This window comes from Burkholderia sp. 572 (genome assembly GCF_040545135.1).
Taxonomy (GTDB): Bacteria; Pseudomonadota; Gammaproteobacteria; order Burkholderiales; family Burkholderiaceae; genus Burkholderia; species Burkholderia cepacia.
This window is the reverse complement of sequence record NZ_JBEPLH010000001.1, coordinates 50,830-77,289: the sequence shown is the minus strand read 5'-3', so window position 1 is coordinate 77,289 and position 26,460 is coordinate 50,830. Positions and strand designations below refer to the sequence as shown.

Here is a 26,460-nt window from a genome sequence, read left to right as displayed (position 1 = left end):
GCAGCCTTCAGGTCGTCACGCGTATCGAGCCGCGCGCAACGCGTCGACCACGTGTTCGCGCGCTGTGCGAATCCGGTCGAGCCCTGTGCGGGCCGAATGCCAGAACGCGGTTGCCGAGCCGGTGGCGAGAATCTTGTCGGCGACGGCGTCCGGGTCGAACGCCGCGCCGTTGACGACCCAGTCGTCGAGATGCAGATCCGCATACGCGCCGAAGCCCTTGCGCTCGTAGCTGACGTGGAACGCCGGCACGCCTTGCAGCACGGATTCCAGCGCGCCGTGCAGGCGCACCGAGACGACCCAGTCGGGCGCATCGTGCGCGAGCAGCGCTTTGAGCGGCACGAGCGCGTCCTGGATGCCCATGTCGCGGTAGTACGCGGCGTCGTCGTTGCCGCGGCAGGCGCTCTGCACCGCGAACGAGATGCGGCAGTGCGGGCGGACACGCTCGATCAGCCGTGCAATCGACGTGGCGTAACGCGCGCACTGCGAGCGGCTCCATGCCGGCGGGCGCCGCAACACGAATGCGACGTGACGCACGCCGTCGCCGGAGCGGGCGGCCCGCTGCAGGATCGTGTCGCTGCGGCGCTCGAAATCCAGCACGGCGAGATCGGGCGCGTGGCGCGTGTTCGCATTGGCGGCAAGGAACGCGGACGAGCGGTCGTCCCGCACGAATACCGTGTCGAACGATGCGAGCAGGCGGCGCAGGTGCGTGCCCACGGGCCACGTCGGCCGCACGGGGCCGATGCTTTGCGGCAGGTACACGACCGGTTTGCCCGAGGCCTTCGCCGCGCGCATCTGCAGCAGATGGCCAGCTTCCAGCTTCAGTGCCTCGAGGCAATTGAGCGCGCGCAGATAGCCGCCGCCGACGCCGACGATCAAATCGACGCGATCGAGCAGGCCTTGCAAGTCGTGCAGCCTCCTGTTCGCGTGGACCGGCAGCACGAAGCGGGCCGCGCCCGTCACCCGCCTCGTGCCGTGGTCGGCAAGCACGGGTGCCGCGGCGACGTCGTCGTAGGCGGGAAACGAAGCCGGATCGGCCGCGACGATCGAGATCCGGATTGCATCCCCGAATGCCTCGCGCAGCAACCCGACGGACAGATCGACCAGCAGGCCGTCCCCGGAATTACGCGCGCTGTACGCATGCAACAGTGCTATGTGGGTGGTCGGGGTCATTTCGGTTCCTGGTGAGCGACGTTGCGGTAGAGCGCGAGCGTGCGCTGGACCATCGCGGCGGCGGAATAGTGTTCGAGTGCGTGCGCGCAATTCGCGCGCATGCCGCGCCGCAACGCCGTGTCGTCAGCGAGCGTGACGACGGCGTGCATGAAGTCGGTCGTGTCGTCGTCGTTCGGTACCACGAGGCCGATGTCGTGCGAGCGGATCAGTTCGGCGGCACCGGCCACGTTCGATGCGACGGTCGGCACGCGCGCGGCCAGTGCCTCGAGGCAGACGTACGGAAAGCCTTCGTAGCGGCTCGGCAGCGCAAAGAGGTCGAACGCGGAGAAGTAGCGATTCGCGCCTTCCACCGCGCCGACGACGCGCAGGTTCGGCGGCACGTCGTCGGCATCGGGGCCGGCTGCCGCATCGAAATCGCCGGGGCCGATCACGACGAACTGCACCGCGTTGCCGCACCGTCGATGGACGCCGCGCGCGATGCGCACGAGCCGGTCGACGCCCTTCTGGTGCTCGAGGCGGCCGACGAAACCGACCACCACTGCATCGTTCGGCAGGCCGAGCGCGCGCCTCGCGTCGTCGCGCGGCATCAGCCGCGGCGGCGTCACGCCGTTGACGATCGTGTCGATGCGGTGGTCCGGAATACCGAGCGTGTCGTGCAGATGCGCCGCCTCGTCGCGCGAGACCGCGACGATCCGGCTCGAGCGCAGGCAGCCGAGCACGCGCTCGATCGTGCCGTAGAAGCGGCGGCGCCAGCCGCGCAGCGACGGGTTCAGCGTATACACCGCGTGCGGCGTATATACCTGCCGCCAGGGGCCGATGCACAGGCGCGCGATCGCGCCGGCCTTCGAACTGTGGCTGTGCACGATGTCGGGGCCGATGCGCAGCAGATGCCGGTAGAGTCGGGCGACGGCGATCGCGTCGCGCCAGCCGACCGCGCGCCGCATCGGCACCGCGTGAACGGATCGGCAATGTGCGAGTACGCTCGCGTCGAGAATCGATGCGTCGAAACGCGGGCCTTGCGGAATGATCAGATGCAGTTCGATGCCGTCGTGCGCGCTCAGGCCGCGGATCAGGTCGGCGAGATGAACGGCGACGCCGCCGCCCGCTGCTTCGACGACCAGCGCGATGCGAAGGCGCGGATGCGGGCCGTGGGCCGTGCGCGCGGCGGGGCCGGGCGGCATGGTGAGAGCGGGCGCTCGGGATGCGTCCGTGGCGGGGCGCGCGTTGCGCCCGAGATCGATCGTGTCGCTCATCGCGAGCCTCCTTGGCGAAGCCGTGCCGCCAGCGTGCGCAGTGCGCGGCGTGCCGGCGATGCATGGGTGTCGCGACGCGGCGCGTCGCCGTATCGCGTATAGCGGTAGGCGCCGTAGCGGCCGCCGTAACGGCCTGCGCGCGGGATAACGCCGTTGAGCAGCACGCCGGCTGTTGCGATGCCGTTGTGCGCGAGCTGTCGCGCGGCTTCGCCCAGTTCGGCGAGACGCGTTGCGCCGGCGCGGGCGACCAGCAGCACGGCGCCGGCATGCCGGCCGAGCACGACTGCATCCGCGACCGCGAGAATCGGTGCGGAATCGATGACCACCGCGTCGTAGCGCGCCGACCAATCGCCGAGCAGCGCGGCGATCCGCTCGTCGGCGAGCAACGCATCGGGGTTCGGCTGCAATGCGCCGGTCGCGACGAAATCGAGGTTCGGCACCACGTTCGCGTGAATCGCGTCGTGCGGCGCGAGGTCGCCCGACACGATCTCGGCGAAGCCGCGCTCGCGCGCGACGCCGAAATAGTCGTGCAGATACCCCTTGCGCAGATCGCCGTCGACGAGCAGTACGCGTGCCCCGTTCGCGGCGAGCAGGGCCGCGAAATTCGCGGACACGAACGACTTGCCCGCGCCCGGTGCCGGGCCGCTCAGCAGCAGCACGTTGTTGCGTGCGCCCTGCATCGCGTAGCGCAGCGCGGTGCGCAGGCTGCGCAGGCTTTCGATCGCCGCGTCGTGCGGATCGCGCACGCTCAGCAGATGCGGGCCCGGCGCGTGGGCGGCCATCCGGCGTGCGACATGCCGCTGCTCCGTCGAATCGGGAATCGTCGCGTAGACGTTGATGCCGAGGTGGCGCTCGATTTCATCGGCGCTGTCGACGCCGCCGAACAGGAAATCGCGCGCGAATGCGAGCCCGACGCCCAGCACGAGACCGAACAGCGCGGCCGCGCCGATCACGATGGTCCGCTTCGGGCGGACGGGCTCGTCGGGCACGGTCGGCGCGTCGACGAGCCGCACGCTGCCGGTCCGGCCCGCTTTCACCAGTTCGAGCTGCTGAGCGTTGCCGAGCAGCGCGGTATACAGATCCGTGTCGACCTTGACGTCGAGCATCAGTCGCAACGCGTTCTGCTGGAGATCGGGCAGGCGCTTCACGTGCTGCTCGACGTCCTGCTGCTGGCGTCGCAGCGTGCCGATCTGCGCGTCGATCGCGATCATGTCGGGATGCCCGGGGGCGAAACGCGTGGCCATCTCGTCGCGCTTCTGCTGCAGTTCCAGCAGGCGCGTTTTTGCATCGGCAGTCTGCTGCAGCACCAGCTTCGCTTCCTCGGTCAGGTCGACTGCGCCGTGCGCGTTGCGCATGTCCGTATAGCGCTGCTCGGCTTGCTGAAGCTGCTTCTTGAGGATCGGCAGTTGAGTGTTGAGGAACGCCAGCGACTGCGCGGCATCGGCGGACCGGCGCTCGATGTGTTGTCGGACGTAGTGGCTCGCGATGGCCTGCAGCGTGGCCTGAACGCGCTGCGGATCGGGGCCGCGCAGCGTCGCGACGATCACGCCCGACTGCTTGACCTTCTCCTGAACGTCGAGCGTGCGGCGCAGCGTGTCGATGGTCTCCGCGCGCGACTGGCGCACGACCGTGAAACGCGTGCCGGGTTGCGCGTCGACGCGCGCGAGCTCGACGACGAGCGGGCCGTTTGCCGTCCGGAACGTTTCCGTCCGGCCGTGCTGCCCGACGACCGGCGCGGACAGGCCGGGCCCCGAGAGCCGGTAGCGTCCGCCGTCGAGCACCGTCAGTTCGAAACGGTCGCCTTCGAGCGGTTTCGGCACGTCGAAGCGGGGGAGATCGGCGTGCTCATTGCCCCACGCATAACCGCCGATGCCCAGCACGCCGGGGCGCGCGACGTCCGGGTTGAAACGCGAGATGAAATCGCCGACGACCGGAAAGCGCTTCGGCCGCACGTCGATATAGCTGCGCAGATCGTCGACGGCGCGCGTGACGACGAGCCGCGACGCGAGGATCTGCGCTTCGGCCGCGGCCGTCGACTTGACGTCGAACAGCGACGACACGTCGCCGAGCAGGCTCTTCGCGGCGGATGCGTCGCCGCTGTCCTCGATCTGCAGCAGGATGTCGGCCTGGTATTGCGGATGAGTGAGGAATGCATACAGCGTGCCGGCGCCGACGCATGCAGCGGTGACGCACGCGATCAGCCAGCGATGGGAGACGAACGTGTCGATCACGCCGGCCAGCGTGATCTCGTCGGCATGCTCGGGCATGCGCGGAGGGGGAGAGGTTGGCATCATCGGTTCAGTCCGGAAATCGGGAGGAAGCGGCAGGCGGCGGGGAGGCGGCGTCCGCCGAGGCGATGGGCTGCGTGGCCGACGCGAGGCGCGCGCACCAGTCGTCGACGCCGTGCTCGATGAGCTGAAGGCTCTGCTCGAACAACGGGCGCGTGCCGCAATACGGGTCGGGCACGTCGAAGCCCGGACGTGCGTGGCCCGGTGCCGGGCAGAATTCGCCGAGCGTGAACACGCGGCCCAGCAGCGACGGATGGCGGCGCTCGAGCGCGCGCTTCTGGTCGCGCTCCATCGTCACGATCAGGTCGGCTTGCGCGCAGAGCGGCGGCGTGAGCAGGCGCGCGCGATGTGCGGCGATGTCGAGGCCGCGTTCGCGCATCAGCGCAACGGCGAAAGGCTCGGCCGGATGCCCGACGAGCGCGCCGAGGCCGGCCGACTGCACGTCGACACCCGGCAGGCGCGCGCGGAACAGCGCCTGCGCCATCGGGCTGCGGCAGATGTTGCCGACGCACACGACGAGCAAGGTGGCGAGCGCGCTCATTTGATGGCGAGCGCCGCGGCCATGGCGCTGGAGTTGACACCGGGCAGCAGCAGGCTCAGCACGCGGCTGAAGCGCACGAGGCTGTTGCCGTCGACATAGACGATGTCTTTCGGCTGCAGCTCGAACTCGTTCGCGAGGACCATCGACACCGGCGAGCGCGCGTCGAGGTGGAACACCTGCGGGCTGTCGGTCTGCGAGCCGCGGATCACGAACAGTTGCGCGGCGTCGGCCGTGTTCGGATTCACGCTGCCGGCCTGCGACAGCGCGTCGGACAACGTGAGCCCGCCGTCGCGCAGCGGTAGCGCGAGCGACGGTTTGTTGACCTCGCCCATTACGTAGACGCCGTAGTCGCTGCGGCTCGGCACATGCAGCAGATCGCCGGCGGCGAGCACGATGTCGGCCGGATTGCGGCCCTGGCGCAGCAACTGCGTCAGGTCGAGCGGATGCGACACGCCATCGCGCACGAGTGTCATCCGGCTCTGGTCGGCGGCCGGATTCAGGCCGCCTGCGCGACCGAGCGCTTCGTAGAGTGTCATCGGCACGTCGTTGACGGGCTGGTTGCCCGGCGCGCGCACTTCGCCGTCGATGTAGACCTGCTTCGAACGGAACGACGCGACGCGCAGCGTGACTTGCGGATTGCGGTAGGCGCGCGTGAGCGCATCGGTGACACGCGTTCGCGCGGCGTCGGCGGTGAGGCCCGCGACGCGAACCCGGCCGGCGAACGGGAACGTCAGGTCGCCGTTCTGATCGACGACGAAGCCGGTGACGGGATCGGCGGCGTGCGGCGCGTTCGGCGTCGCCGCGCCTTGCGCGGCCGCCAGCTCGGGGTGATCCCATACGGTGATCTGCAGCACGTCGCCCGGGCCGATCCGGTACGCGCCTGGCGATGTCGTCAGCAGGTCGACTTGCGCGGCCAGTTGCTGCGCCGCCTGCGCCTTCAGTTGGCGAATCAGGTCGGGGCCGATTTTCCGGATCTCGTAATGCGGCGCTTCACCGCCGGGCCGGGCATCCGTCGCGGATGGCGGGAGCGGCTCGACCATCCGCATGCCGGGGGCGAGCGCGCAGGCGGACAGCGCGACGCTGAGCGTCGCGATCGACAGTATCGGCAACAGGCGGGCGCCGCGCGGGCGCGCGGCTCCGGTCCGCGCGCGTGCGGCGGATTCCATAGGCATGGCTTTCTCCAGGAATGGGCGCCGCGCGGCGGCACCCTATGCGTGATCAGTACGCGTTGTGATGTGTCCAGCCGCACGCGATCGTCGCGACGACAATCCGCATATCGAGTGCGAACGACCAGTTGCGCAGGTAATGAAGATCGGCTTCGACGCGGCGCTGCATCTTCTCGACGCGATCCGTTTCGCCGCGCAGGCCGTTGATCTGCGCCCAGCCGGTAATGCCGGGCTTGACGCGGTAGCGATGGATGTAGCCGTCGACGATCGTCTGGTACAGGTCGTCGTGTTCGAGCGCATGCGGACGCGGGCCGACGACGGACATCTCGCCGCGCAGCACGTTGATGAACTGCGGCATCTCGTCGAGGCTCGTGCGGCGCAGGAATGCACCGATGCGGGTCACGCGCGGATCGTTGGGCGTCGCTTGCCGCACGCCGCCGTCCGCGTCTGCATGAATCCGCATCGTGCGGAACTTGTAGATCGAGAACGCCTTGCCGTCCGCGCCCTTGCGTTGCTGACGGAACAGCACGGGGCCAGGCGAAGACAACCGGACGGCTGCCGCGATCGCGAGCAGCAGCGGTGCCGTACCGACCAGCACTGCCGCCGCGAACAGCCGATCGAAGATCGCTTTCTGAACCAGCGCGCGAGGCGACAGCGGAGACGCGACGAGGTTGATCGCCGGCGCGCCGACCAGGTCGACCATTTCGCCGTCGAACATCGCAAGCTGGCTGACGTCGGGCACGAGGCGGACGTTCACGAGGTCGTGCCGGAATGCATCGAGCACGCGAACGACGGCACCGGTTTCGGTGATCGGCAGTGCGATCCAGACTTCCGGGATCGCCTGCGCCCGCACGTGCGCGGCGAATGCATCCAGCGTCTGAAAAACATCGATGCCGATTGCGCTGCCTTGCGCCGAACAATCCGGATCGAGCACGGCTGCCGGGCGATAGCTCGCCGACGGCGATTGCGCGATCCGTTCGAGCACTGCGGCGCAATGCGCGCCGCCGCCGACGATCGCGACTTGCCTGACGCGTTCGCCCTGGTGGACGATCCGTTCGAGCGTCGCGCATGCGATGAGCCGAAACGCGACGAGTGCGATGCCGCTTACCGCCGCCCAGAACAGGAACCCGTTCAGCGGCACGGGCAACGCGCCGTGCATCGCGAACATGACGATCGCCGACCCCGCGAGTGCGATTAGCCATGCCGTAAAGGTCAGGATGGCGACGCGATATTTCGCGCGACAGTGCGGTGTGCGCGCCATGCCGAACGCCGGGAACAAGACCGTCGCGAACGCCGCAGTGCTGGCGACGATCGCCACGCAGTTGGACGGATCGACATCGTCGCCGGGGAAAAAACGGGCCGCCGCAGCAGCACCGACCGCAATCAGCGTGACGTCGACGATGCGTGCGAGCAGCCCATCGACTGCCTGCGGCGCTGCGGGGCGCCGCTCTTCGAGTGCCGTATGCATATATCCTTCACTACCGTATTTGTCTGATGGAGCGTGCGTCACCCTTCGCACGACACAATGCGTCGCGGCAGGGGAGTGCCGAGCGGTGTCAGTGCTTCCGTTTCACGGGAAGGGGAGATGCGGGGAGGGAGCGCCGCCTGCCTTATCGGGTGGTCGCGTGCAGCGCATTGAGGCATTCGTGAACGAGGCCTGATCAATGCGACGCGTCTGAATCAACTCGACCGGAATCAATTTTCGTCAACCGGGGAAGGGATTTAAATGGGACGCGTATTAAATGACCTTGTACGCAACTGGTACACGTACGAATTCGATGAGACCGGGTTTTTGAGATGCGTGTGCCGCGAACGAACAGGCCTCGGTTGATCCAGTCGTCGGAGCAGGGCGCGGAGAAGCGCGCCGGCATGGGCAAGGGGCGGGACGGTAGCCGGCGATGCCGGGGCGGCATGCGGTTTCGGGTAGGGCGATTTGCGATGCGTCGCAAAAATTCGGCGCCGGCGCTTAATGGACGAAGGGATTCGCTGGCGACGGCGTGGGCGACCGGTGCGAGGTCGTATTGAAATCAGGACAACGAAGCGAAAAAATGATGACTTGCGTGCGACGCCGTCATTGATCGCATGAATGCGGTTGCTTGCGTGACGGCATGGGCAGGGGCATGCGCTTCATCAGGTCGGGCCGGCACGAAGGCTGGCGACCGCGCGTGCTCGACGAAAGCGATGCGTCTTGGCTGACGCTTTCCTGCGCTCGATCAGGCATGACCGGGTTGTTGCGGTCTTGCGGGCGGGACGATGATGCGCCATGCATTGGCGCCCATCGAAGAGAAGCATGAGCGTGCCATGCACTCATGGTCGGCATCGTTGTCCCGCCTGTCGTTTAACCCTTCGCGGCGACGTCGATGCGCAGCGCTTCGCCGCCGGCGACGATCGCGAGCAGGCGATCGACGTTCGGGTGCGCGCCGGGGCGGTTGCGTGCGTCGGCGGTGTGTTCCGCGAACACCGCGAGGCCGTGCTCGGCTGCGTTTGCGTCGAGCACACCGAAGGCCTGCTTCAGGTAGTTGTACACCGCGAGCGAACCTTGCTTGCCGGGCTGATTCTCGATGCTGGCGACCACGTCGCCGTTCGCGCCGGCGAGATCGATGCGCGCGATACCGTCGATGGCCGGCAGTTGCGCGAGGTTGTCCTTGAATACAGGGGTCGGTTGAATCACTGAAAACGCTCCGTCGGTTTGATCGTGGAAAGGTGGCGGCCCGTATGTTATCTGATTCGCCGGGATGCATTCTTCGACGCAACCGGGCGATTCGCACGGAGTCGGATCATCCGGCCGTAGACGCGCACGGCGGCCGATTGCGGGCACGCACGAATGCTCCGCGAGACGCAGTCGGCCGGTTTGCGATGCCTGCTTCTCGTGCCGCCGCCACTTCAGCGTGACGGTCGCGATCGCAATCTCAAGACATGCCCGTCGTCAATTGTTGCTATCAAGACAACATGGTGAACGCGTGGGCGACGCTACCGACGTTGGGAATCCAAATCTACAATTTGCGTCAACGCCGGTTGTACAACGCTTGTTTCTTGTTTCAACCCGGCGTATCTGCCGCAAGGAAGCCGGCAACCCGCGCGCTTCGTTCGGCTGGATCGTTTTTGCCTGCCGCGGAAACGCCCTCCTTTTCAACGGAGCACGCCATGACATTCAATTTCCTTTCGCGATCGACCCTCTGCTCCGCGATGCTCTTGTCGATCGTGCCGACAATCGCCGTCGCGGGAACGTTCTCCGTCAAAGTCGATGACCTGAACCATGGCCGGTTCGGGAACGAACAGGTCTACGGCGGATTTGGCTGCCATGGCGAAAACGTCTCGCCGCGCATTTCGTGGTCGTATCTTCCTCGCGGAACGAAGAGCATCGTCGTGACCATTCATGACCCCGACGCCCCGACGGGCGGGCTGGGCTGGACGCATTGGGGCGTCGTCAATATTCCGGCGTCGGAAGCGTCGATCGAAAAGGGCGCGTCCGGCAATCCGAAGCGGATGCCTGCAGGCGCCATCGAAACGCTGACCGATTTCGGGACGGCGAAATACGGCGGGCCCTGCCCGCCTCAGGGAGAGTCGCACCGATACGTCGTCACGGCGTCGGCGCTCTCGGTTCCAGGTATCGACGTGAACGCCACGTCGAGCCCGGCCCTCGTTGCATATCAGATGCACGGAAAAGTGATTGCACGGGCTCGCTACGTTGCGATGTATCACCGAGCGGCGGAGTGAGCGTCGTGGCGGGAGGTCATCGCAGCGCATCCCGCCGTCGGCATTTCGGTTCGTGCCGTTGACGAAGCGCCCTTCGCTGCTGACGAGAAACAGTGCGGCGCGAGCCAGTGACCTGCGGCCGAATGTCATGGCCGGTCAGGTGGGGAGTCTCGCGTCGATCGGATGCGCTTGGGTTTCCTTGCGACTAGCCTGGACCATCGCTGGCGGCAGCGAGAAGCGGCACGACCAGATCGCTGATCGGCGTCGGAATGCCGTGCGCTCGTCCGTATCGCTGCACGACGCCGTTCCGGCAGTCCCATTCGAGCGGATGGTTGCCCTGCCGGTCGGCCAGGATGGACGTACCCAAGTCGGGCGGATAGCCATGCAGTCCATCGACGATTTCCTGCGGCACTTCATCGCCCAGCTTCGCGCCCTCCGCCCGCGCGACCTCGAGACATTCCCGCAGGTAGGCGAGCGACAGTTCGGTGATGTCGCTTCGCGCGTACATGCCGGCGCGGCGACCGGTCAGCACCATGAGTCCCGCCACTGCGTTCTGCAAGAGCTTGCGCCAGGCGAGCGAGATGAAATCCTCCGCCACCTCCGGCGCGCAGCGCGTGCCGTGCAACGCGGCGACCACCACGTTGCTCGCCGGCGTATCGGGCAGGGTGAGCCGAGGCTTGCCCCGCAGCCACACCGATGCGCCCGACTCGCGCTGCGCCGGAAACCAGACGACCGACGGCACGACCGTGGCGCCGGCCGCATACGGTGCGAATGCGGCTTTTTGCTCGACGCCGTTTTGCAGCACGCAGACGACGGTATTCGCATCGCATAGCGCGGAGACCCAGGGTGCCGCACTCGCTATCTGCGTCGACTTGACCGCAACGAACACGAGATCGAACTTTTCCTCGACCGCGTGCGGATCGGTCAGTACGGGCCCGGGCACGACGATCTCGCCGCCGTCGAAGCGCAGCTTCAACTGTTCGTGCGCCGAGCGGCCGCAGATCACCGGCGTGCGGCCGGCTTCATGAAGGGCCGCGGCGACGGTCGTTCCGATTGCGCCCGGACCGACGAGGGCGACGGTCGGGTAGTCAGCGTTCGTCATGGTGTTCATCCTGTTCAGTCATCCGCCAGATGCGGGCGCAGTGCGAGGGCGAGCGGAAAAATCGCGAGGGCGGTCAGCGCGGTCGCATACGTGGCGCCATGCACACCGATCCTGTCGCCCAGGAAACCGTAGAGAACAGGCGATATCGCGCCGGATGCGATCGTCCCTGTGTAGAAAATCGCGAATGCGCGCTCGGTGCGCTCGGGTGCGGACATCTCCGGAACGGTTCCGTACAGCACCGACGAAGTGCCGTTGAGCATCATACCCAGAATCGGCAGCAGCACCATGGCAAGTGCCAAAGGGAGATACATCACCGCGACGATGCACACGGCTGTACCACCCTCCGTGAGCAGCACCGTCCTGACCATACCCAGACGCGCGCCCAGCCAGCCACACATGAATTTGCCGGCCGCACCGCCTGTGAAAACGAGTGCAAGCGCCGTTCCCAGCAGTTGCGGCGAGACACCTTTTGCCTTGAGCAGGAAAGGCAGAAATGTCAGCAGTCCCATGCGTACCGCCGTATCGAGCACGCCGATGGAAAACAGCGTGGGGAATCCGCTTCCCCCGGTGCCGCTGCGTTGAGCGGACGCTTGTTCTTTGACCGCCGTCTTGCCGGCGCCACGCGGCACGGCGGGAAACCAGAGCGCGATGACGGCGGCCACGACGCAGCCCAATCCGGCGACGATCCATAGCGCGTGACGCCACGGCATCATGGTCACGAGCAGCGAAATGGCGGCCGGCAGTGCGGATTTCCCCAGATCGCCGGCAAAGTTGTAGATGCTCAGCGGGCCTCTCGCGTCGCGTCCATAGAGGCGGGAGACGGCGCCCGATGCGATCGGATGCTGCGTGCTGGATCCGCCGCCCGAAATCGCCAGCGCCACGCCCAGACCGAGCAGGCCACCCGACAGGCCCGCGAGCGCATAACCGAGCGCGGCGAGCAGTGTGCCGAATGCGAGGGTCGTGCCGCTGCCCAGGTGTTGCGCGAGGCGCCCCGCGGACAACTGCAGCGTCGCCATCGTGCCGGCATAGATGCCGCGCAGGATGGCCAGGGCCGCAAAGTCGAGCCCGAATTCCGACTGCCACACGGGTAGCAGCGCGTAGATCATGTCCGTATAGCCATCGTGCATTGCGTGCGCAATGCAGGACAGCCACAGCACGCGCCGTCGGGGTGGCGCAGTCTCCCGCGTCGCGGGAGGGGAAAAAACCGGCAGGCGCATCGTCATTTGCTCCGTGCGAGCGGTCGGTGGAAGCCGCTCGTGGCATCGTTTTCACGCTCGATGTGTCAATTTTATGGGTGACGCAGCGGCCATTTCAATTGAACTAAAATCGCGTCAACGGAGAGAAAAAGTCACGTCATGAACGACAACCAGGACACGGCGAAGCATCGGGGCGAGTTGCCTCCGCTCAATGCGCTGCGCGCTTTCGATGCGGTCGCGCGGCACGGCAGCTTCGCGGGGGCGGCGGTGGAACTGCATGTCACCCACTGGGCCGTAGGCAAGCAGATCCGGCTGCTGGAGGACTGGTTCGGCCTGCCGTTGTTCGACCGTCGTCCGCGCGGTGTCGTGCTGACCGACGAAGGGGCCGCGTTGCTGAACGACGTCAGTCACGTGTTCGAGCGCCTCGGTACCGCGGTGGGGCGGCTGCGCCACGACACGTTCAAGCACCGGATATCGGGCGTCGTGCGCGTGAATGTGCCGATGAGCTTTGCGCTGTGCTGGCTGCTGCCGCGGCTCGCCGATTTCCATTCGCGCTACCCCGACATCGACGTGAGGGTGTCGACGACATCGCGCAAGTTGCGCTATGTCGCCGACGCTTTCGATATCGGTGTTCGTTCCGGTCCCGAGCAGGGCGCGGGCGTCGTATCGCGCCCGTTGATGCCCGACCTGCGCGTGCCGGCCTGCAATCCCGCATTGCTGCGCCGGCATCCGATACAGGGCGTGGCCGACCTGCGCCATCACACCCTGCTGCATTCGGCCACGACGCGCTCCGCCTGGTCGCACTGGTTACAGGAAGCGGGGGCTTCCGATCTGCGCGCCGCGCGTCATGTCGAATTCGATCATGTGAATCTTCAGCTCGGCGCGGCCATCGAGGGGCTCGGCGTGGCCCTGGCATCGCTGCCGCTGATCGGCCGCGATCTCGCCGAGGGGCGCCTCGTGTGTCCGATCGCGTCGCCCGTATGGCGTGCTGACGACTACATGCTGGTGACGAACGCCGATCGTGCCGACGATGCCGCGGTGTCCGCGTTCGAGCAATGGATGGAACGCATGGCGGGCCGCGAGGCGGGATAGGCTCGCGGTGTCGATCCGCGCGATCGGCACGGCGATGCACAGGGCCGGCAGTACGAGGCGGTGCGGGGTCGGCGCAGCCGCCTCGATACCGCTGGTGGAGGCATGACGAAGCGCCGGGTTCACTGCCATTGCGCCGGGCGCTTCGTTACCGTCCGGCGCCGGTCAACATGCCGGCTTCACGCGAACGGTCGATGTCGGGGCTGCGATACGCGCGCTCCGGAATCTCCGCGAGCCGCGACGCATGCACCTGCCGCGGCGCCAGCCCGTAGAACTTCTGGAAGCTCATGATCAGCGGCGACCATTTGTCCGGATCGATGCGGTCCGCGTGGCCTTCCATCAGCAGGTCGGGATGCACGTGCACGCGCTGGATGCGCAACTCGAACACGCGGATGTGGCCGCGCAGGTCCGGCGCCTCGTCGCCGATCCCGTGCGCGGCCGCGACGACCGCTTCCATGTGCACCGGGCATTCGAGCGCGCGCGGCGGCGCGACGGTTTGCGACGCGGTTGCGGTGAGCCCGGCCGTGCCGAACTTGTCGGGCTCGAATACGTAACCTCTTGCCCGCTTCCCGTCGGGCACCGGATGCGTGCCCGTCGTGCGCGCGATCCGGTCGACCGCGTCCGCCTGCGCCGACGACGGCAGGTTCAGCACGCATTCGCCGGTGCGCAGCAGGTTGCGGGTGGTCTGCGAGCTGGCGGCGATGCCGATCACGCCGCGCCAGCCGAGCCAGAACGCGGACGAGATCGGCGCGAGATTGGGCGTGCCGTTTTCGTTCAGCGTGCTGACCAGCACGACGGGCGTGCCGAAATAGAGGATGTTCGGTTCGGTGACGCAATGCGGCGCATTCATGGCGGGTGCCCTCGGTGACGGATCAGTCCGCATGCTGATCCTGTCGCGGCGGCGCGGCGCTCCGAATCTTGTCGTGTCATTCCGGAGGGGGCGCAGGCGGCGTGGGCGCCGCAACGGGCCGGCCGGCATCACGCGCGCTTTTCCGCTAGAGTAGGAAATCGCAGGCCGCGACCGCCGCACCACGCACGCGGGCGCGGCCACGTTCCGCCAACGCACACGAGGGCCTGATGGATACCGAGCAACGCTACACCGCCAATGCACCGACGCGCGCGGAAGTCGACGCACTGGGCGGCGCAACCGTCATCGAATTCGGCGCGAACTGGTGCGGGATCTGCGCAGGCGCGCAGCCCGCGATCACTGCGTCGTTCTCCGCGCATCCTGCGGTGCGGCACCTGAAGATCGAGGATGGCCCGGGCCGCCCGCTCGGCCGCTCGTTCGGCGTGAAGCTGTGGCCGACGCTGGTGTTCCTGCGCGACGGTGTCGAGGTCGCGCGCGTCGTGCGCCCGGCCGACGCGAAGCAGATCGAAGCCGACGGCTTCGCCGCGCTCGCCTGAGGTCGCCGAGATGCAACAGGCCATCACGCACATCGGCGTCGACACGCGCGGCAGCGGCCTCGTCGAATTCACGCCGCAGGTGCGCGCATTCGTCGACCAGCAGGCGATCCGCACCGGCCTGCTCACGGTGTTCTGCCGCCATACGTCGGCGTCGCTGCTGATCCAGGAGAATGCGGATCCATCGGTGCAGCGCGATCTCGAACGCTATTTCGCGACGCTCGCACCGGAGGACGCCACGCGCTACGAGCACGACACCGAAGGGCCCGACGACATGCCCGCGCATCTGCGCACGGCGCTCACGCAGGTACAGCTGTCGATCCCGGTCGAGCACGGGCGCATGGTGCTCGGCACGTGGCAGGGCATCTACCTGTTCGAGCATCGCCGCGCCGCGCACCGGCGCGACATCGTGCTGCATCTGATCGGCGAATGAGTCTCGACGGGTGACGTCGCGCGCGGCTCGCAATGCGGTGCCTGTGCGCACACGGCATCGCGGGCTTACGCGAGCAGTTTGTCGACGAGCGCGCCGAGTTCGCGCAGGTGGACGGGCTTCGGCAGGAATGCGTCGAATACCCGCTTGTTTTCGCCCAGCGCAGCCGATTCATACGCGCTGACGCCGAGGATCGCCGGATGTCGGCCGTCGTCGTCGGGTTGCGCCACCGCGCGAATGCGCCGTGCGACGTCGAAACCGCTCAGGTCCGGAAGCTCGAGATCGAGCACGACGATGTCGTAGCGGCTCGCACCGAAGCGCGCGACGCCTTCCTGCCCGGTGCTGCACAGATCGACGTCGATGCCGAGCGCCGACAGCATCGCGCCGAGCGTTTCGCGTGCGTTGTCGTCGTCGTCGACCACCAGCGCGCGCCGGTCGCGGTACGCGGCCGCGTGCGGCAGCGCGGGCGCGTCGCCGGCCGCATTGCCGGCGGTGTCGATGCCGGGCACTTCGGCCGGCAGCGTCACGACGAACTCGCTGCCTTCGCCCACCGTGCTGCGCACGTCCACATGCCCGCGCAGCGTCGTCACGATTTCGCGCACGACGGCGAGCCCCATGCCGATTCCGTCCACATGCAGCCCGACCGCGTCGTTCGCGCGATAGAACGGCTCGAAGATCTTCGACAGGTGCTGTTTCGCGATGCCGGCGCCCGTGTCGCGCACGGCGATCTTCAATTGCTGGCCGGCCGGCGCGTCGGCGAGCGTGATCGACACGTCGATCGATCCGCCGAGCGTGTACTTGACCGAGTTCTCGATCAGGTTCGACAGCACCTGGCGCAGCAGCTTGCGATCGGAACGGATCGCAAGCTCGTGCGGCTCGACTCGCTGCGCGACCGCGATCCGCCTGGCCGCGATCTTCTCGCGCAGCGGGTCGAGCACCTCGGCGAGCAGCGACGCGATGCCGACGGTTTCCCGCTCGGCGAGGCGCTTCGTCGAGCGCAGCTTGATGTAGTCGGTCAGGTCCTTGACGAGCGCCTCGAGGGACAGCGCGGAATTCTGCAGCCGCCGGATCGTCTTCAGGTTCGCGTCCGACTGCGGGCGCGCGAGGAGGATCTCGACCGATCCGCAGATCGCCTGCAGCGGCGTGCGCAACTCGTGGCTGACCATCCCGAGGAAGGCGTTCTTCGCCTCGATCATTTCGAAGGCGCGATCGGACGCCTTGCGTTCCGCGTCGAGCGCTGCGTCCTGCCGTTCGAGCAGGTCGTCACGCGTGCGCATCGTATAGAACAGCAGCAGGAACAGCGCGCAGAGGATGACGCCGAGCACGATGCCGAGGATCAGGATCGCGCGCTGCTTTTCCTTCAGTTGATGGAACGTGAAGTCGCGCTGCGCCATCTCGATCGCGCGGAAATAGTTCGCGAGGCCGTTGACCTTCGGCCAGTACGCATTCACGTCGTCGATCACCTGCCGTGCGCGCTTCGGCGAGTCGCGCAACGGCGGTATGTCGCGCTTCAGGCGCGTCATGAATTCGCCGAGCGCGTCGATCTCGTTGCGCGCGCGCGGGATGCGCAGCCAGTATTGGGACACTTCCGACGGCCGCTGCAGAAAGCCGAACGACACCGACAGGCTGTCGAGCTGCATCTGGACGTGATTGAAGTCGTCGTCCTCGTGCGTCGCGTAGAGGATCAGTTGCCGGTCGAACCGCGTATAGACGTTCCGGTATTGCGCGGCGGTCCAGAACACGCCTTCGCGGGGCCCTTCGAGTACGCCCTCGTTGACCGAGGTGGCGAGGAGGTCCCACAGCAGGAACGCCCACGCGGCGAACCCCATGATCCACAGCGAGCCGAGGACCAGGATGATTTTTCTATTTTTCCATCGCCCGCGTTTCATTTCACCGTCAGGCCGATGATCTGCCACGCGAACTTGGCTTCGCCGAGCGGCGTCTTCAGTTCGTCGGGATACTGGTCGCGCGGGTACATGATCCACAGCGGGCCATAGTTGTCGTTGTCGAGCACCCTGCCGTTCATCGTCCGCGCGAGGATCACGCCGTAGCGGTCGGCGTCGGACACGGGAATCGTGAACGTGTACTCGTCGATGCAGCGGAACTCGATCTGCGTGCCGTGTGCGCCGACGGTCTTCAGGATGTCGGACAGGCGCGGGCCGGTGAAGGTCGCCTTCGGCGTCCAGCTCGTCGACGTGACGATCGTGTGCTGGGGCAGCGCCATCAGCGCCTGCTCGGAGAAGACGTAGGCCGTCTTGCCCGGCTGGTTGTGCTTGTCGATCTTGCCGTCGACGGTGAACGTGAACGACGAGGCGGCCCACGCCGCGGCGGCCATGCCGAGCAGGCAGGCCGTCAGCAGGCTCTTGGTCCAGATGGTCGGAATTCGCATGTCATTCCCTCGGTCTTGTCGCGTGGTGTGGCGGCTTGTGTTTCCGGTCTCAGTTCGCGGCGGCCGCGGCCGGCAGCGTGATCTTCAGTTCGCGCGCCACTTCGGCGAACAGGATCGGCAGGCGCACCGGCTTTTCCTCGCAGCGCGCGTTGTAGTGCGACACGATGTGCGCGATTTCGTCTTCGCTGGCTTCACCGGTCGAGATCTTGCCGGTCAGCAGGAAGATCGGCGCGCCGCTGTTCTCGCTCGAGCGGATGCCGCGCACGAGCTCGGCGGCGGTCTGGTCGCCGAGCATCCAGTCGAGGATGTAACCGTCGAAATCCTCTACCTCGAGTGCCTTGCGGAACGATGCGCCGTCGAAGTACGGAATCGCGTTCACGCCTTTTTCGATGAAATATTCACATACGGTTTCGGCGACGTCCTGCGAATCGTCGACCACGGCGATCCGCGCCGCATACACGTTCGGCTGGGACGAGCGCAGCTCGATCACGTCGACCGGATACGTGCGGCCCTCGCGCGCGTGCTGACGCTCGGTGATGAGCCACTCGCCCTGCCATTGCAGCGCGACGAAGTCCGTCTCGATCTGGCTGCTGGCCTTGGTCGAGATCGCGGCGCGGCAGCGAAAGCGCCGTGACTCGATCACGAGCGTCGCGTCGATCATCTCGGCGGCGGCCGGCTGCGTGCCCTTGTCGTCGAGCAGGATCGCGGGCGGCACGCCGAAATGCGTCGCGATGTCCTGCAACTGCGACAGGTTCCACGGGATCAGGCCCTTCATCTTGCGGGTGACGACAGAGAAGCTGAGGCCGAGCACGTTCGCGATCGTCGTGTTGTGACTTCGCGGCGGAATGCCGTTCCGGTTCAGTAGGTCGCGCACCTTGTTGGCGGTGATCAGATCGACGTTGGCCTGCTCGCTGTTGGACATCTCGATGGGGTCTCCAGGGGTTTTGGCGAGGGAGAGCATATCAAAACTGACGTGACACGCAAACTTTGAAAAAGCGAATCACCTTGACATGCTGTTTTTCTCCATTATTATTGCTCACCACGTCACCTTTGTTTGTCGCGTCATGTTTGGAGATCGCAGCCGGCGGGAGCCGGTACAACGAAAAGCGACGACGATGAAGCGGTGACTGAACGATTCGAAGAGAGAACCTGAGAGAGCCTTGGGGTGCGTGTCGGCGTCGACGGATTGTATCCGTTGCGCCGCGCGCCGCCGGGTGCGAGCTCACGGGGGTGAAAGGCTCGAAGAATTGCGGCGCCAATAAAACTTGAGGAAAGTACCAATGTTCCGCCGTCTACTCGCACCGGGGCTGCTGTTGCTGTTGGCCGCGTGCGCGCAGGATCCGTCCGTCACCGGCAACACGGTGCGGATCTGCGACGACACGGGTTGTTCTTACCGCCCGAAAGATCAGGTCTCCTATCAGAAAAAGGACGATTCGGAAGACCGGGAAGATCCGCGCATCGCCGCGCTGAAGCAAACCGCGAAGACCCAGCCGAAGGCCGCGTACGACCTCGGCCTGCGCTACTTCCGCGGCGACGGCGTGCGCCAGGACAGCTACCAGGCCCTCAAGTGGATGCGCGAGGCCGCCGAGCGCGGTGACCTGCAGGCGCAGAAGGCGCTCGGCAGTTTCTACCTGTTCGGCCTCGAGGAAATGGGCTCCGACGCGCGCGAAGCGGAGAAGTGGCTGTCGATCGCGGCCGGCCGCGGCGACAAGGAGTCGAAGAAGCTGCTCGACCTTGCACGCAAGGCCAAGAAGGAAGACGAAGAAGACTGGAAATGGCGCACGCAGTGGCGTGACGTCTATTACGGCTACTGGTACTCGGGCTATCCGTACTACGGCGTCTGGCAGCAGACGTACTGGTACTACTGACCGGGCCTGAAGCAACGGGGGCAGCAGCGGGGAGACCACCATCGCGCGCCAGCCGGGGGGCTTATCGAAGTTCGCACGAACACATAAGCCGAACAACGACTCTAATCGATCGACAACGACATGAAGACCAACCTTTCCCAACGTCTCACTCAAGGTGCGCTGGTCGCAGCGCTTTGCGCGTCCGTGGCGGGCTGCGGCGGCATGGTGACGCCCGGCGGTCAGAACGCGGGCGTGACCGGTGCCGCCGCGGGCGGCACGAGCGCCGGCGCCGATACGGGGCTGCAGCGCTGCGCGTCGCCGCTCGGCACGATCGCGGTCGACGACGGCCGCAATGCCGACTGGTGGGGCCCGTTCGGCAGCGCGACCAAGATGACGACGATCGACCCGCTGCTGCGCCTGGCCGTCCAGCAGTCGAACTGCTTCGTGATCACGTCGATCGGCAACCAGAAGAGCGACGCGCGCCTGTCGCGCATCACGCAGCTGCAGCGCAACTCGGGCGAATACCGCGCGGGCTCGAAGCAGCAGAAGGGCCAGCGTGTCGCGGCCGACTACTACATGGAACCGCAGATCGTCATCAACGATTCGCCGATCGGCGGCATCGGCAGCATGATCGGCGGGCTGATCGGCAACAGCGCGGTGGCGGCTGTGGCCGGCCACCTGCAGACGAAGGCATCGGTCGTCACGCTGACGCTGTTCGACGTGCGCTCGGCCGTGCAGATCGCGGCATCGGAAGGCAGCTCGACGGCGACCAACTACGGCGCTGCGCTGGGCGGCTTCGGCGGCGGCGTGGGCGGTGCGCTCGCGGGCTTCTCGTCGACGCCGGAAGGCAAGGCGACGGTCGTCGCGTTCATCGACGCGTACAACAAGATGGTCGTCGCACTGCGCAGCTACAAGGCGCAGGACGTCAAGGGCGGCCTCGGCCGCGGCGGCCAGCTGCAGGTCAACTGACGTTGACCGGCCCGCGGCGCGCCGCGGGCCGATTTCCGATTCGAGACTGTCCGTACGCGTGGTGTGATTCCGCGCGTACCGGCTTCGCTCATCTTTTTTGCTTCGAGGTGACCCCGATGAAAGCCGCTGCATTGATCGCATTGACCTGTCTGGCGCTGACCGCTTGCGGCGGCGACGACAATTCCTCGCCCGCCGCGTCCGGCGGATCGGGGACGAGCAACAACGGCGGCACCGGCGGCACTGGTGGCACAGGCGGTAGTGGAAGCGGCGGCAGCGGCGGCAGCGGTGGCTCGGGCGGCGGCACGATGACGTGGCGCTACGACGCGCAGCCGACCGCGGCGGATCAGGCGAGTTTCCTGACGCTCCTCAACAGTGAAGGCGCAAAGGGCTACCGCTATCTGGGCGACTATTACTACAACGCATCCAGCGGCGGTTCGCGCTCGATCTTCGTGAACGACGGCACCGCGCAGACCTACACGTACCAGTTGCAATCCACGCCGGGCGACTGGACGACGTTCCTCAACCAGGCCAACACGCAGGGCACGAACGGCTATCGCTACGAAGGGCCGCTCACGTACGGCTACCTGTATCGCAAGGATGGCGGTTCGTCGGCCACCTACACGTACACGACGACCGGCCTGCCTGCCGACCCGAACGCGTTCCTCACGCAGGCGAACGGCCAGGGCCAGTCGGGCTACTGGTTCCTGGGCCCGATGGTGATCGGCTCGGTACAGGCGAACGTGTACATGAAGAACAATGCGTCGGGCGCGACCTACACGTACGACGCCCTCACGCCGACGACGAACGTCAGCGACTTCATCGCGCAGGCCAACAGCGAAGGCGCGAAGGGTTATCGCGCGAAGGGCGGGATGCTGTTCGGCAGCACGATCTCGTGGGTCTACGTGAAGGACCAGACGCAATCGCCGACCTTCACCTACCAGTCGGCCGCGATCCAGTCGACCGGCGCGAGCTTCGTGCAGCAGGCGAACGGTTTCGGTGCGCAAGGCTCCGCTTACCTGAGCGATATCGCGCTCGGCACCACGCCGCCGATCGTGACGGCATCGTTCTATTTCAAGCCGACGAACTGCACGGGCTTCCTGTGCACGACGCTCAATCCGCTCACGCAGAACTGAGCGGGCGCTGCCGGCACAACGGCGGTGCGCGGGCGATCCTGCCGGGTCGTTCCGCGCGGGTCGAATCGGGTGCCTCGGTGCGTCGCGAGATTCGTTGACGCATCTTTTGCCGCCGGCTTGCCGGCGGTATTTCATTTCGGGCGTGCCTGCGGCGATTCGATGAAGCAACCTATCCGGACGGACAGGTGCGCGACACGCGATTCCGCCGTCGAGTTTCGTTCAAGTTCAAAACAATCATTCAAAAAATAGGACGTTTACTAAAAGGATAATGCACGCCTGATTTTCGCAGTGTCGTTTGGCATGATCGGGACATCGCTATCCCGATTGTTTCCATCGTGACGTCCATCCGCAGGGGATCTGCCACAGGTCCGCGCTCAGGGCTCCGTCACGCCGAGTCATGCCATACAGCACGCTTCAGTCCATTCGCCGCTACCAGAGCATTTCGATGTTCGGGGGCGGCATCGTCGTCACGATCCTGATCCTGATCGCCTGCGGGCTCGGGATCACGTCGATCGTCTACGGCTATCTGGACGGCGAGCGGCGCAATTTCCTGAACGGTGTCGAGGAAGCCTCGGACGAGATACAGGTGGCCGAGACGTCGTTCCGCAACGGCGTCACGAATACGCAACTCATCTGGCGAGAGATCGGCGCGGCGCCGGCCGACGTCGTGCACACGTTCTTCGCCGACGGCCAGCAGCTCGCGATCAAGCCGTATCCGTCGCTCGTGGTCGGCGTGCCGGGGCAAACGGCGCAGCGCGACGAGGTCGCGCGCTATCTCGCGTTGTCGTTCCTGCTGTCGCGCATCTGCGCGGCGAGTTCGCTCAATCGCGGGCGCACGCTCGAGGGTTACCACTACAGCACGCGCACGGGCGTCTTCGGCCTCGTGCCGCACCTGACGCGCGACAATCCCGCGCTGGCGTCGGCCGGCGCACGTGCTCGATGCGTTGCGCGTCGATTTCGACGGCTCGCCGCCGGCCCCGAACGACGGTCGGCCGAATGTCCGCTGGCTGCCGCCCTACGTCAACCCCGTCACCGGGCAGGTGCGCATCCGCGTTGCCGCCGAGGCGCGCGCCGCCGGCCAGCCGTTCGCGGTGCTGGTCACCGAATACGCACCCGAATACCTGCTGTCATGGCTGCCCGGGCGGGCCCTGGCCGGCACGTTCTTCGTCACGTCGGCGGACAACCGGCTGATCGCGATCGATCCCGACGTCGAACGCACGAACGCACTCACCGAGCGCTTGTTGAACCTCGATGTCGCGCATCGTGGCGCCGTGTCCGCCGAGCCGCTCTTTCGCGACGGCGCGATCGTGTTCAGCAGCAAGCTCGCGGCAACCGGCTGGACGATCGCCTATGCGCTGTCGTGGGGCGACGTGGTGGCAGGCATCGGCGTGCAGGCCGGCGCGCTCGCGGCGTCGACCCTCGTTGCGATCGTCGTGATGTGGTTGCTGCTCGTGCGCTTTCACCGGCGCGTGCTTGTGCCTGTGTATGCACGTTCGGCCCGCGTGTTCGACAGCGAGGCGCTGTGCCGCAGCGTGATCGCGATGGCGCCGGTCGGCATCGGCCTCGTGTCGCTGTCCGACCGGCGCGTGATGCTCGCGAGCGACGCGCTCACGCAGATGCTGCTGCCGCATGAAGGCGATCACCATGCGCTGTCCGCGCAGGTACTCGAGAAGTACGACGCGTTCGTCGCGAACGGCGGGGCAGGCCGGACGATGACGACCGAACTCATGCTCGATGCACGCGGCGATGCGCCGCTGCACCTGGAGGTCATCGCGCACAGCGCACGTTATCAGGGCGAGGACGTGCTGATTGCGACGTTCGCCGACACGAGCGCGCAGCGCCGCCTCGTTCGCCAGCTCGAGGAAGCCGTGCGCGCGGCCGATTCGGCGAATGCGGCCAAGTCGTCGTTTCTCGCCGCGACGAGCCATGAGATCCGCACGCCGCTCAACGTGATCCTCGGCAACCTCGAGCTGCTCGAGCGCACGGCGCTCGACGCATCGCAGCAGAGCCGCGTGCGGACGTTGCGCGCGTCGGCCGAAGGGCTGCTCGCGATCGTCAGCGACGTGCTCGATTTCTCGAAGATCGAAGCTGGCGCGATGTCGGTCGAGTCGATCGAGTTCGACGTGATCGCGGTGATCGAACGCGAGCTCGCGGCCTTCGCACCGGTCGCAAAGGCAAAAGGGTTGCCGCTGTTCGCCGATATCGATGCGAGCGGCGCGCAGCGGATGCGTGGTGATCCGACGCGGCTCGCACAGGTGGTCGGCAACCTGTTGAGCAACGCGATCAAGTTCACGAGCGACGGGCGTATCGTCGCGCGTGTGGCGGTCGGGCGGAGTGCGCGTGGTGCGCCCGAGATCGCGATCGGCATCGAGGATACCGGCATCGGGATCGACTTCGCGCAGCAGAACAGGCTGTTCAAGCCGTTCTCGCAGGTCGACGCATCGATCACGCGGCGCTACGGCGGCACGGGGCTCGGGCTCGCGCTGTGCGATCGGCTGGTCGCAGCGATGGGCGGCACGATTTCGGTCGACAGCGCGCCGGGCGTCGGCAGCCTGTTCACCGTGCGCTTGCCGCTGCACACGGGCATTGCGCCGAAATCCCCGGCCGGCGCGGGTGCCGGCCGGACGCTGATCGTCGTGTCGCCGGAGGACGCGTGGCGTGCTTTTGCATTTCCCCATCTGCGGGCATGGGGTTTCGACGTCGCGATGCATCCGAGTCCGATCGGGATTGCCGCCGGGTGCCTCGCGCGTGCACACGCGATCGTGCTCTTCGGCGACTCCGACCAATGGCGACGCGAAGAGCTCGACAGTCTTGGCGGGGAGACGCCGGTCGTGCTGGCTACGCCGGACGGCCCGCTGCAGCCGGATGTCGCGGGCCGGACGATCCGCGTGTCGAGTTATTCGCTGAACGGGCTGTGCATGGCGATCGCGCAGGCGCGAGTCGCTACCGCCGAGTCGCCGCGCGGGCCGGGGCGCGCGACCGATTTCTGGCAGCCGTTGTTGCCGGCCTCCAGTGCGCGTGTGCCGCGTGTGCTGGTGGCCGACGATGCGGCGGTCAACGGGTCGATTTTCCGCGAGCAGCTGGATGTGCTCGGTTGCACGGTCCGGTGCGTGTCGTCCGGCGGCGCGGCGCTCGACACGCTCGCGAACGGCACGTGGGACGTGCTGCTGCTCGGTGCCGACCTGCCCGACATGTCGGCCCGGGAACTGGCGGAAGCCGTTCATGCGCGCGCCTTGCCGTGCGACATGATCGTCGTGGCATCGCATCTGGTGCCCGACGATGCCCGGCGCTACGCGGCATCGAACGTCGCGTGCGTGTTGACCAAGCCGGTAACGCTGGCCGACCTGCGCCGCGGCCTCGTACGCATCGCGCGGCGGCGCGGGATCGTGTTGCCCGCGGGCGCGGCGGACGGGCGGCTTGCTTCGGGCGTAATGGCCGCTGCGGCGGCACACTGGCCGGGACGCTAGAAATGGCGGCGCATCGGCGACGTAGATCGCCTGCGTCAGAACAGGGAAGGCAGATACGCCGCATTGCTTCGATGCCGCGTGAATTCGACTGAAGAAGGAAGGGTAAGGCAGTGCGCTATATGGGAAAGGTGTTCGGGCTGCTGCTTGGATTCGCGACGTTGCCGGAGAAATCCCGACGGGATTTCCTGACGAAGCTGAACGAATTCATGATGATGTCGCCGTCGCAGAAGCGGCGGGCCATCACCGAGTGGCAGCACGTCGCGGATGACAGGTCTGGTGAGCAGGACAAAACCGCGGTCAAGCATTAGGGCGCGGCTTCGGCCGCCTTGCGGGACGGGATGGATCGACGGCGTGGGGGCGCCGCCGATCGGACGTGCATGGGCGGCGGACTCTCGACGGTTCGGCCCGTAACGTCACGCCGGGCGCGTCTGCGTGCGTGATGGCATGTGCGTCGGATCGTGGCGGGTACAGGCCGCCACGCCGGAGCGCAGAGCCGCCGCGGAACCCGTCTATTATCTTAAAATTTCGCTGCACACCGCCGGGTTCGCCGAACGCCGTGACGCGACCGTGTTGCGGGATCGATTCAAGTCCCGGCGCGTCGCACAACATGGCACGTCAGGCCGCGTGTATCGGGAGACGAAGATAAATGGATGAATTTTTTGTGCGAGTGATGGTGGCGGACGATCATCCTTCGTCCGCACTCGGAATGTCGCAGGCGCTCGCGGGCAGCAGCACGATCAAGCTGCTCGGCACTGTCTCGAATTCGACCGATCTCGTGGCGATGCTCGACGAGCAGCAAAGCGACGTGCTCGTCGTCGACTACGTCATGCCCGGCGGCAAGTATGGCGACGGTCTTTCACTGCTGTCCTTCCTCCAGCGTCGCTACCCGGCACTTCGCCTCGTGACGATCACGATGATCGACAACCCGAGCGTGCTGCTCGCGATCCAGAAGCAGGGTGTCGGGTGCATCCTGAGCAAGTCCGATGCGATTTCGCATCTGGTCGGCGCGGTGCATGCGGCTTTCGTCGGTGCCAATTATCTGTCTCCGTTCGTCAAGAAGCTGCTGGAGGATTGCCAGCCGTCGGCGGGTGTCCGCACGCTGACCGCCCGCGAGATCGAAGTCGTGCGGCTTTACGGGGCCGGCCTGACGGTCGGCGAGATCGCCGTCCAGCTTCATCGCAGCAAGCAGACGATCAGTTCGCGGAAATCGAGCGCGATGAAGAAGCTCGGTATCGTTCGCGATGCCGATCTGATTCGCTATGCGAGCGAGGGCCATCTGCCCGACTTGCCCGAGGCCGGTGCATGAACGGCGCCCGGCGGACA

General features: G+C 66.6%; 22 protein-coding genes and 1 pseudogene. 10 read left to right on the top strand and 13 right to left on the bottom strand.

Annotated elements, in window-relative coordinates:
* Nucleotides 1-15: 15 nt before the first annotated feature.
* The 7 genes from ABIC51_RS00355 to ABIC51_RS00325 all read right to left on the bottom strand — a co-directional run bounded on the left by ABIC51_RS00355 (nt 16) and on the right by ABIC51_RS00325 (nt 9,089).
* Nucleotides 16-1,170: a polysaccharide pyruvyl transferase family protein gene (locus ABIC51_RS00355; RefSeq protein WP_175898642.1), complete on the bottom strand. Its 1,155-nt coding sequence runs from the start codon at nt 1,168-1,170 to the stop codon at nt 16-18.
* Nucleotides 1,167-2,423, bottom strand: a complete 1,257-nt coding sequence (locus ABIC51_RS00350; protein WP_146254609.1) for a glycosyltransferase family 4 protein — start codon at nt 2,421-2,423, stop codon at nt 1,167-1,169. Before ABIC51_RS00350 ends, ABIC51_RS00355 begins: the two co-directional genes overlap by 4 nt.
* Entirely contained in the window at nt 2,420-4,717 is a 2,298-nt protein-coding gene (locus tag ABIC51_RS00345; protein WP_175860634.1) for a polysaccharide biosynthesis tyrosine autokinase, read from the bottom strand. Before ABIC51_RS00345 ends, ABIC51_RS00350 begins: the two co-directional genes overlap by 4 nt.
* A 4-nt stretch (nt 4,718-4,721) precedes the next feature.
* Nucleotides 4,722-5,252, bottom strand: coding sequence for a low molecular weight protein-tyrosine-phosphatase (locus ABIC51_RS00340; RefSeq protein ID WP_146254607.1), 531 nt, complete (start codon nt 5,250-5,252; stop codon nt 4,722-4,724).
* Complete coding sequence (locus ABIC51_RS00335) at nt 5,249-6,424, bottom strand: polysaccharide biosynthesis/export family protein (RefSeq protein WP_080982098.1); 1,176 nt, start codon at nt 6,422-6,424, stop codon at nt 5,249-5,251. Before ABIC51_RS00335 ends, ABIC51_RS00340 begins: the two co-directional genes overlap by 4 nt.
* A 46-nt stretch (nt 6,425-6,470) precedes the next feature.
* Nucleotides 6,471-7,886 (bottom strand): undecaprenyl-phosphate glucose phosphotransferase, encoded by a 1,416-nt coding sequence (locus ABIC51_RS00330; RefSeq protein WP_175898652.1) that lies wholly within the window; start codon nt 7,884-7,886, stop codon nt 6,471-6,473.
* 870 nt (nt 7,887-8,756) lie between these two features.
* On the bottom strand, nt 8,757-9,089 hold the full coding sequence (locus ABIC51_RS00325; protein WP_027789941.1) for a DUF2322 family protein: 333 nt from the start codon (nt 9,087-9,089) through the stop codon (nt 8,757-8,759).
* A gap of 473 nt (nt 9,090-9,562) precedes the next feature.
* On the opposite strand from ABIC51_RS00325, the gene ABIC51_RS00320 reads away from it, so the two are divergent.
* On the top strand, nt 9,563-10,135 hold the full coding sequence (locus tag ABIC51_RS00320; protein WP_124608165.1) for a YbhB/YbcL family Raf kinase inhibitor-like protein: 573 nt from the start codon (nt 9,563-9,565) through the stop codon (nt 10,133-10,135).
* 184 nt (nt 10,136-10,319) lie between these two features.
* Here the strand turns inward: ABIC51_RS00320 and ABIC51_RS00315 are convergent, their stop codons facing one another.
* Complete coding sequence (locus tag ABIC51_RS00315) at nt 10,320-11,216, bottom strand: oxidoreductase (RefSeq protein ID WP_175898708.1); 897 nt, start codon at nt 11,214-11,216, stop codon at nt 10,320-10,322.
* A gap of 14 nt (nt 11,217-11,230) precedes the next feature.
* Nucleotides 11,231-12,433: an MFS transporter gene (locus ABIC51_RS00310; protein ID WP_060086118.1), complete on the bottom strand. Its 1,203-nt coding sequence runs from the start codon at nt 12,431-12,433 to the stop codon at nt 11,231-11,233.
* A gap of 138 nt (nt 12,434-12,571) precedes the next feature.
* Between ABIC51_RS00310 and gcvA the strand changes: the two genes are divergently transcribed.
* Entirely contained in the window at nt 12,572-13,504 is a 933-nt protein-coding gene (gene gcvA / locus ABIC51_RS00305; RefSeq protein ID WP_111938536.1) for a transcriptional regulator GcvA, read from the top strand.
* 145 nt (nt 13,505-13,649) lie between these two features.
* Here the strand turns inward: gcvA and ABIC51_RS00300 are convergent, their stop codons facing one another.
* Nucleotides 13,650-14,351 carry a flavin reductase family protein gene (locus tag ABIC51_RS00300; RefSeq protein WP_146254606.1) on the bottom strand — a complete coding sequence of 234 codons (702 nt, stop codon included), beginning with the start codon at nt 14,349-14,351 and terminating at the stop codon, nt 13,650-13,652.
* Nucleotides 14,352-14,578: 227 nt separating this feature from the next.
* On the opposite strand from ABIC51_RS00300, the gene ABIC51_RS00295 reads away from it, so the two are divergent.
* Both ABIC51_RS00295 and ABIC51_RS00290 read left to right on the top strand, forming a co-directional pair.
* Nucleotides 14,579-14,905 carry a thioredoxin family protein gene (locus tag ABIC51_RS00295; protein WP_006485487.1) on the top strand — a complete coding sequence of 109 codons (327 nt, stop codon included), beginning with the start codon at nt 14,579-14,581 and terminating at the stop codon, nt 14,903-14,905.
* Between the two features lie 10 nt (nt 14,906-14,915).
* Nucleotides 14,916-15,335 carry a secondary thiamine-phosphate synthase enzyme YjbQ gene (locus ABIC51_RS00290; RefSeq protein WP_059696117.1) on the top strand — a complete coding sequence of 140 codons (420 nt, stop codon included), beginning with the start codon at nt 14,916-14,918 and terminating at the stop codon, nt 15,333-15,335.
* Between the two features lie 65 nt (nt 15,336-15,400).
* On the opposite strand, the gene atsR is transcribed toward ABIC51_RS00290, so the two are convergent.
* The 3 genes from atsR to ABIC51_RS00275 are packed head-to-tail and all read right to left on the bottom strand — an operon-like array spanning nt 15,401 to nt 18,643.
* A complete protein-coding gene (atsR, locus tag ABIC51_RS00285) occupies nt 15,401-17,221 on the bottom strand; it encodes a hybrid sensor histidine kinase/response regulator AtsR (RefSeq protein ID WP_175898654.1) in 1,821 nt (606 codons plus the stop codon).
* Nucleotides 17,218-17,721 (bottom strand): putative pterin-binding protein, encoded by a 504-nt coding sequence (locus ABIC51_RS00280; RefSeq protein ID WP_175898656.1) that lies wholly within the window; start codon nt 17,719-17,721, stop codon nt 17,218-17,220. Before ABIC51_RS00280 ends, atsR begins: the two co-directional genes overlap by 4 nt.
* 49 nt (nt 17,722-17,770) lie before the next feature.
* Nucleotides 17,771-18,643, bottom strand: a complete 873-nt coding sequence (locus tag ABIC51_RS00275) for a response regulator (RefSeq protein ID WP_027789932.1) — start codon at nt 18,641-18,643, stop codon at nt 17,771-17,773.
* A 358-nt stretch (nt 18,644-19,001) separates the two neighbouring features.
* Here ABIC51_RS00275 and ABIC51_RS00270 point away from each other — a divergent pair, with 358 nt between their 5' ends.
* The 6 genes and pseudogenes from ABIC51_RS00270 to ABIC51_RS00245 all read left to right on the top strand — a co-directional run bounded on the left by ABIC51_RS00270 (nt 19,002) and on the right by ABIC51_RS00245 (nt 26,443).
* Nucleotides 19,002-19,589, top strand: a complete 588-nt coding sequence (locus ABIC51_RS00270; RefSeq protein ID WP_027789931.1) for a tetratricopeptide repeat protein — start codon at nt 19,002-19,004, stop codon at nt 19,587-19,589.
* A gap of 120 nt (nt 19,590-19,709) precedes the next feature.
* On the top strand, nt 19,710-20,537 hold the full coding sequence (locus tag ABIC51_RS00265; RefSeq protein ID WP_027789930.1) for a hypothetical protein: 828 nt from the start codon (nt 19,710-19,712) through the stop codon (nt 20,535-20,537).
* Between the two features lie 116 nt (nt 20,538-20,653).
* The gene (locus ABIC51_RS00260; RefSeq protein ID WP_226128228.1) at nt 20,654-21,670 is read left to right on the top strand and encodes a hypothetical protein; all 1,017 of its coding nucleotides are present in this window, start codon (nt 20,654-20,656) and stop codon (nt 21,668-21,670) included.
* Nucleotides 21,671-22,067: 397 nt separating this feature from the next.
* Nucleotides 22,068-25,137: pseudogene (locus ABIC51_RS00255) on the top strand (ATP-binding protein).
* A 119-nt stretch (nt 25,138-25,256) separates the two neighbouring features.
* Nucleotides 25,257-25,445 carry a hypothetical protein gene (locus ABIC51_RS00250; protein WP_027789928.1) on the top strand — a complete coding sequence of 63 codons (189 nt, stop codon included), beginning with the start codon at nt 25,257-25,259 and terminating at the stop codon, nt 25,443-25,445.
* 338 nt (nt 25,446-25,783) lie between these two features.
* A complete protein-coding gene (locus ABIC51_RS00245) occupies nt 25,784-26,443 on the top strand; it encodes a response regulator (RefSeq protein WP_027789927.1) in 660 nt (219 codons plus the stop codon).
* Nucleotides 26,444-26,460: the final 17 nt, after the last annotated feature.

What these genes read in the sequence shown, in the direction of transcription:
- ABIC51_RS00355 (WP_175898642.1), bottom strand. Translation starts at nt 1,170, where the DNA reads ATGACCCCGACCACCCACATAGCACTGTTGCATGCGTACAGCGCGCGT.
- ABIC51_RS00350 (WP_146254609.1), bottom strand. Translation starts at nt 2,423, where the DNA reads ATGAGCGACACGATCGATCTCGGGCGCAACGCGCGCCCCGCCACGGAC.
- ABIC51_RS00345 (WP_175860634.1), bottom strand. Translation starts at nt 4,717, where the DNA reads ATGATGCCAACCTCTCCCCCTCCGCGCATGCCCGAGCATGCCGACGAG.
- ABIC51_RS00340 (WP_146254607.1), bottom strand. Translation starts at nt 5,252, where the DNA reads ATGAGCGCGCTCGCCACCTTGCTCGTCGTGTGCGTCGGCAACATCTGC.
- ABIC51_RS00335 (WP_080982098.1), bottom strand. Translation starts at nt 6,424, where the DNA reads ATGCCTATGGAATCCGCCGCACGCGCGCGGACCGGAGCCGCGCGCCCG.
- ABIC51_RS00330 (WP_175898652.1), bottom strand. Translation starts at nt 7,886, where the DNA reads ATGCATACGGCACTCGAAGAGCGGCGCCCCGCAGCGCCGCAGGCAGTC.
- ABIC51_RS00320 (WP_124608165.1), top strand. Translation starts at nt 9,563, where the DNA reads ATGACATTCAATTTCCTTTCGCGATCGACCCTCTGCTCCGCGATGCTC.
- ABIC51_RS00315 (WP_175898708.1), bottom strand. Translation starts at nt 11,216, where the DNA reads ATGACGAACGCTGACTACCCGACCGTCGCCCTCGTCGGTCCGGGCGCA.
- ABIC51_RS00310 (WP_060086118.1), bottom strand. Translation starts at nt 12,433, where the DNA reads ATGCGCCTGCCGGTTTTTTCCCCTCCCGCGACGCGGGAGACTGCGCCA.
- gcvA (WP_111938536.1), top strand. Translation starts at nt 12,572, where the DNA reads ATGAACGACAACCAGGACACGGCGAAGCATCGGGGCGAGTTGCCTCCG.
- ABIC51_RS00300 (WP_146254606.1), bottom strand. Translation starts at nt 14,351, where the DNA reads ATGAATGCGCCGCATTGCGTCACCGAACCGAACATCCTCTATTTCGGC.
- ABIC51_RS00295 (WP_006485487.1), top strand. Translation starts at nt 14,579, where the DNA reads ATGGATACCGAGCAACGCTACACCGCCAATGCACCGACGCGCGCGGAA.
- ABIC51_RS00290 (WP_059696117.1), top strand. Translation starts at nt 14,916, where the DNA reads ATGCAACAGGCCATCACGCACATCGGCGTCGACACGCGCGGCAGCGGC.
- atsR (WP_175898654.1), bottom strand. Translation starts at nt 17,221, where the DNA reads ATGAAACGCGGGCGATGGAAAAATAGAAAAATCATCCTGGTCCTCGGC.
- ABIC51_RS00280 (WP_175898656.1), bottom strand. Translation starts at nt 17,721, where the DNA reads ATGCGAATTCCGACCATCTGGACCAAGAGCCTGCTGACGGCCTGCCTG.
- ABIC51_RS00275 (WP_027789932.1), bottom strand. Translation starts at nt 18,643, where the DNA reads ATGTCCAACAGCGAGCAGGCCAACGTCGATCTGATCACCGCCAACAAG.
- ABIC51_RS00270 (WP_027789931.1), top strand. Translation starts at nt 19,002, where the DNA reads ATGTTCCGCCGTCTACTCGCACCGGGGCTGCTGTTGCTGTTGGCCGCG.
- ABIC51_RS00265 (WP_027789930.1), top strand. Translation starts at nt 19,710, where the DNA reads ATGAAGACCAACCTTTCCCAACGTCTCACTCAAGGTGCGCTGGTCGCA.
- ABIC51_RS00260 (WP_226128228.1), top strand. Translation starts at nt 20,654, where the DNA reads ATGAAAGCCGCTGCATTGATCGCATTGACCTGTCTGGCGCTGACCGCT.
- ABIC51_RS00250 (WP_027789928.1), top strand. Translation starts at nt 25,257, where the DNA reads ATGGGAAAGGTGTTCGGGCTGCTGCTTGGATTCGCGACGTTGCCGGAG.
- ABIC51_RS00245 (WP_027789927.1), top strand. Translation starts at nt 25,784, where the DNA reads ATGGATGAATTTTTTGTGCGAGTGATGGTGGCGGACGATCATCCTTCG.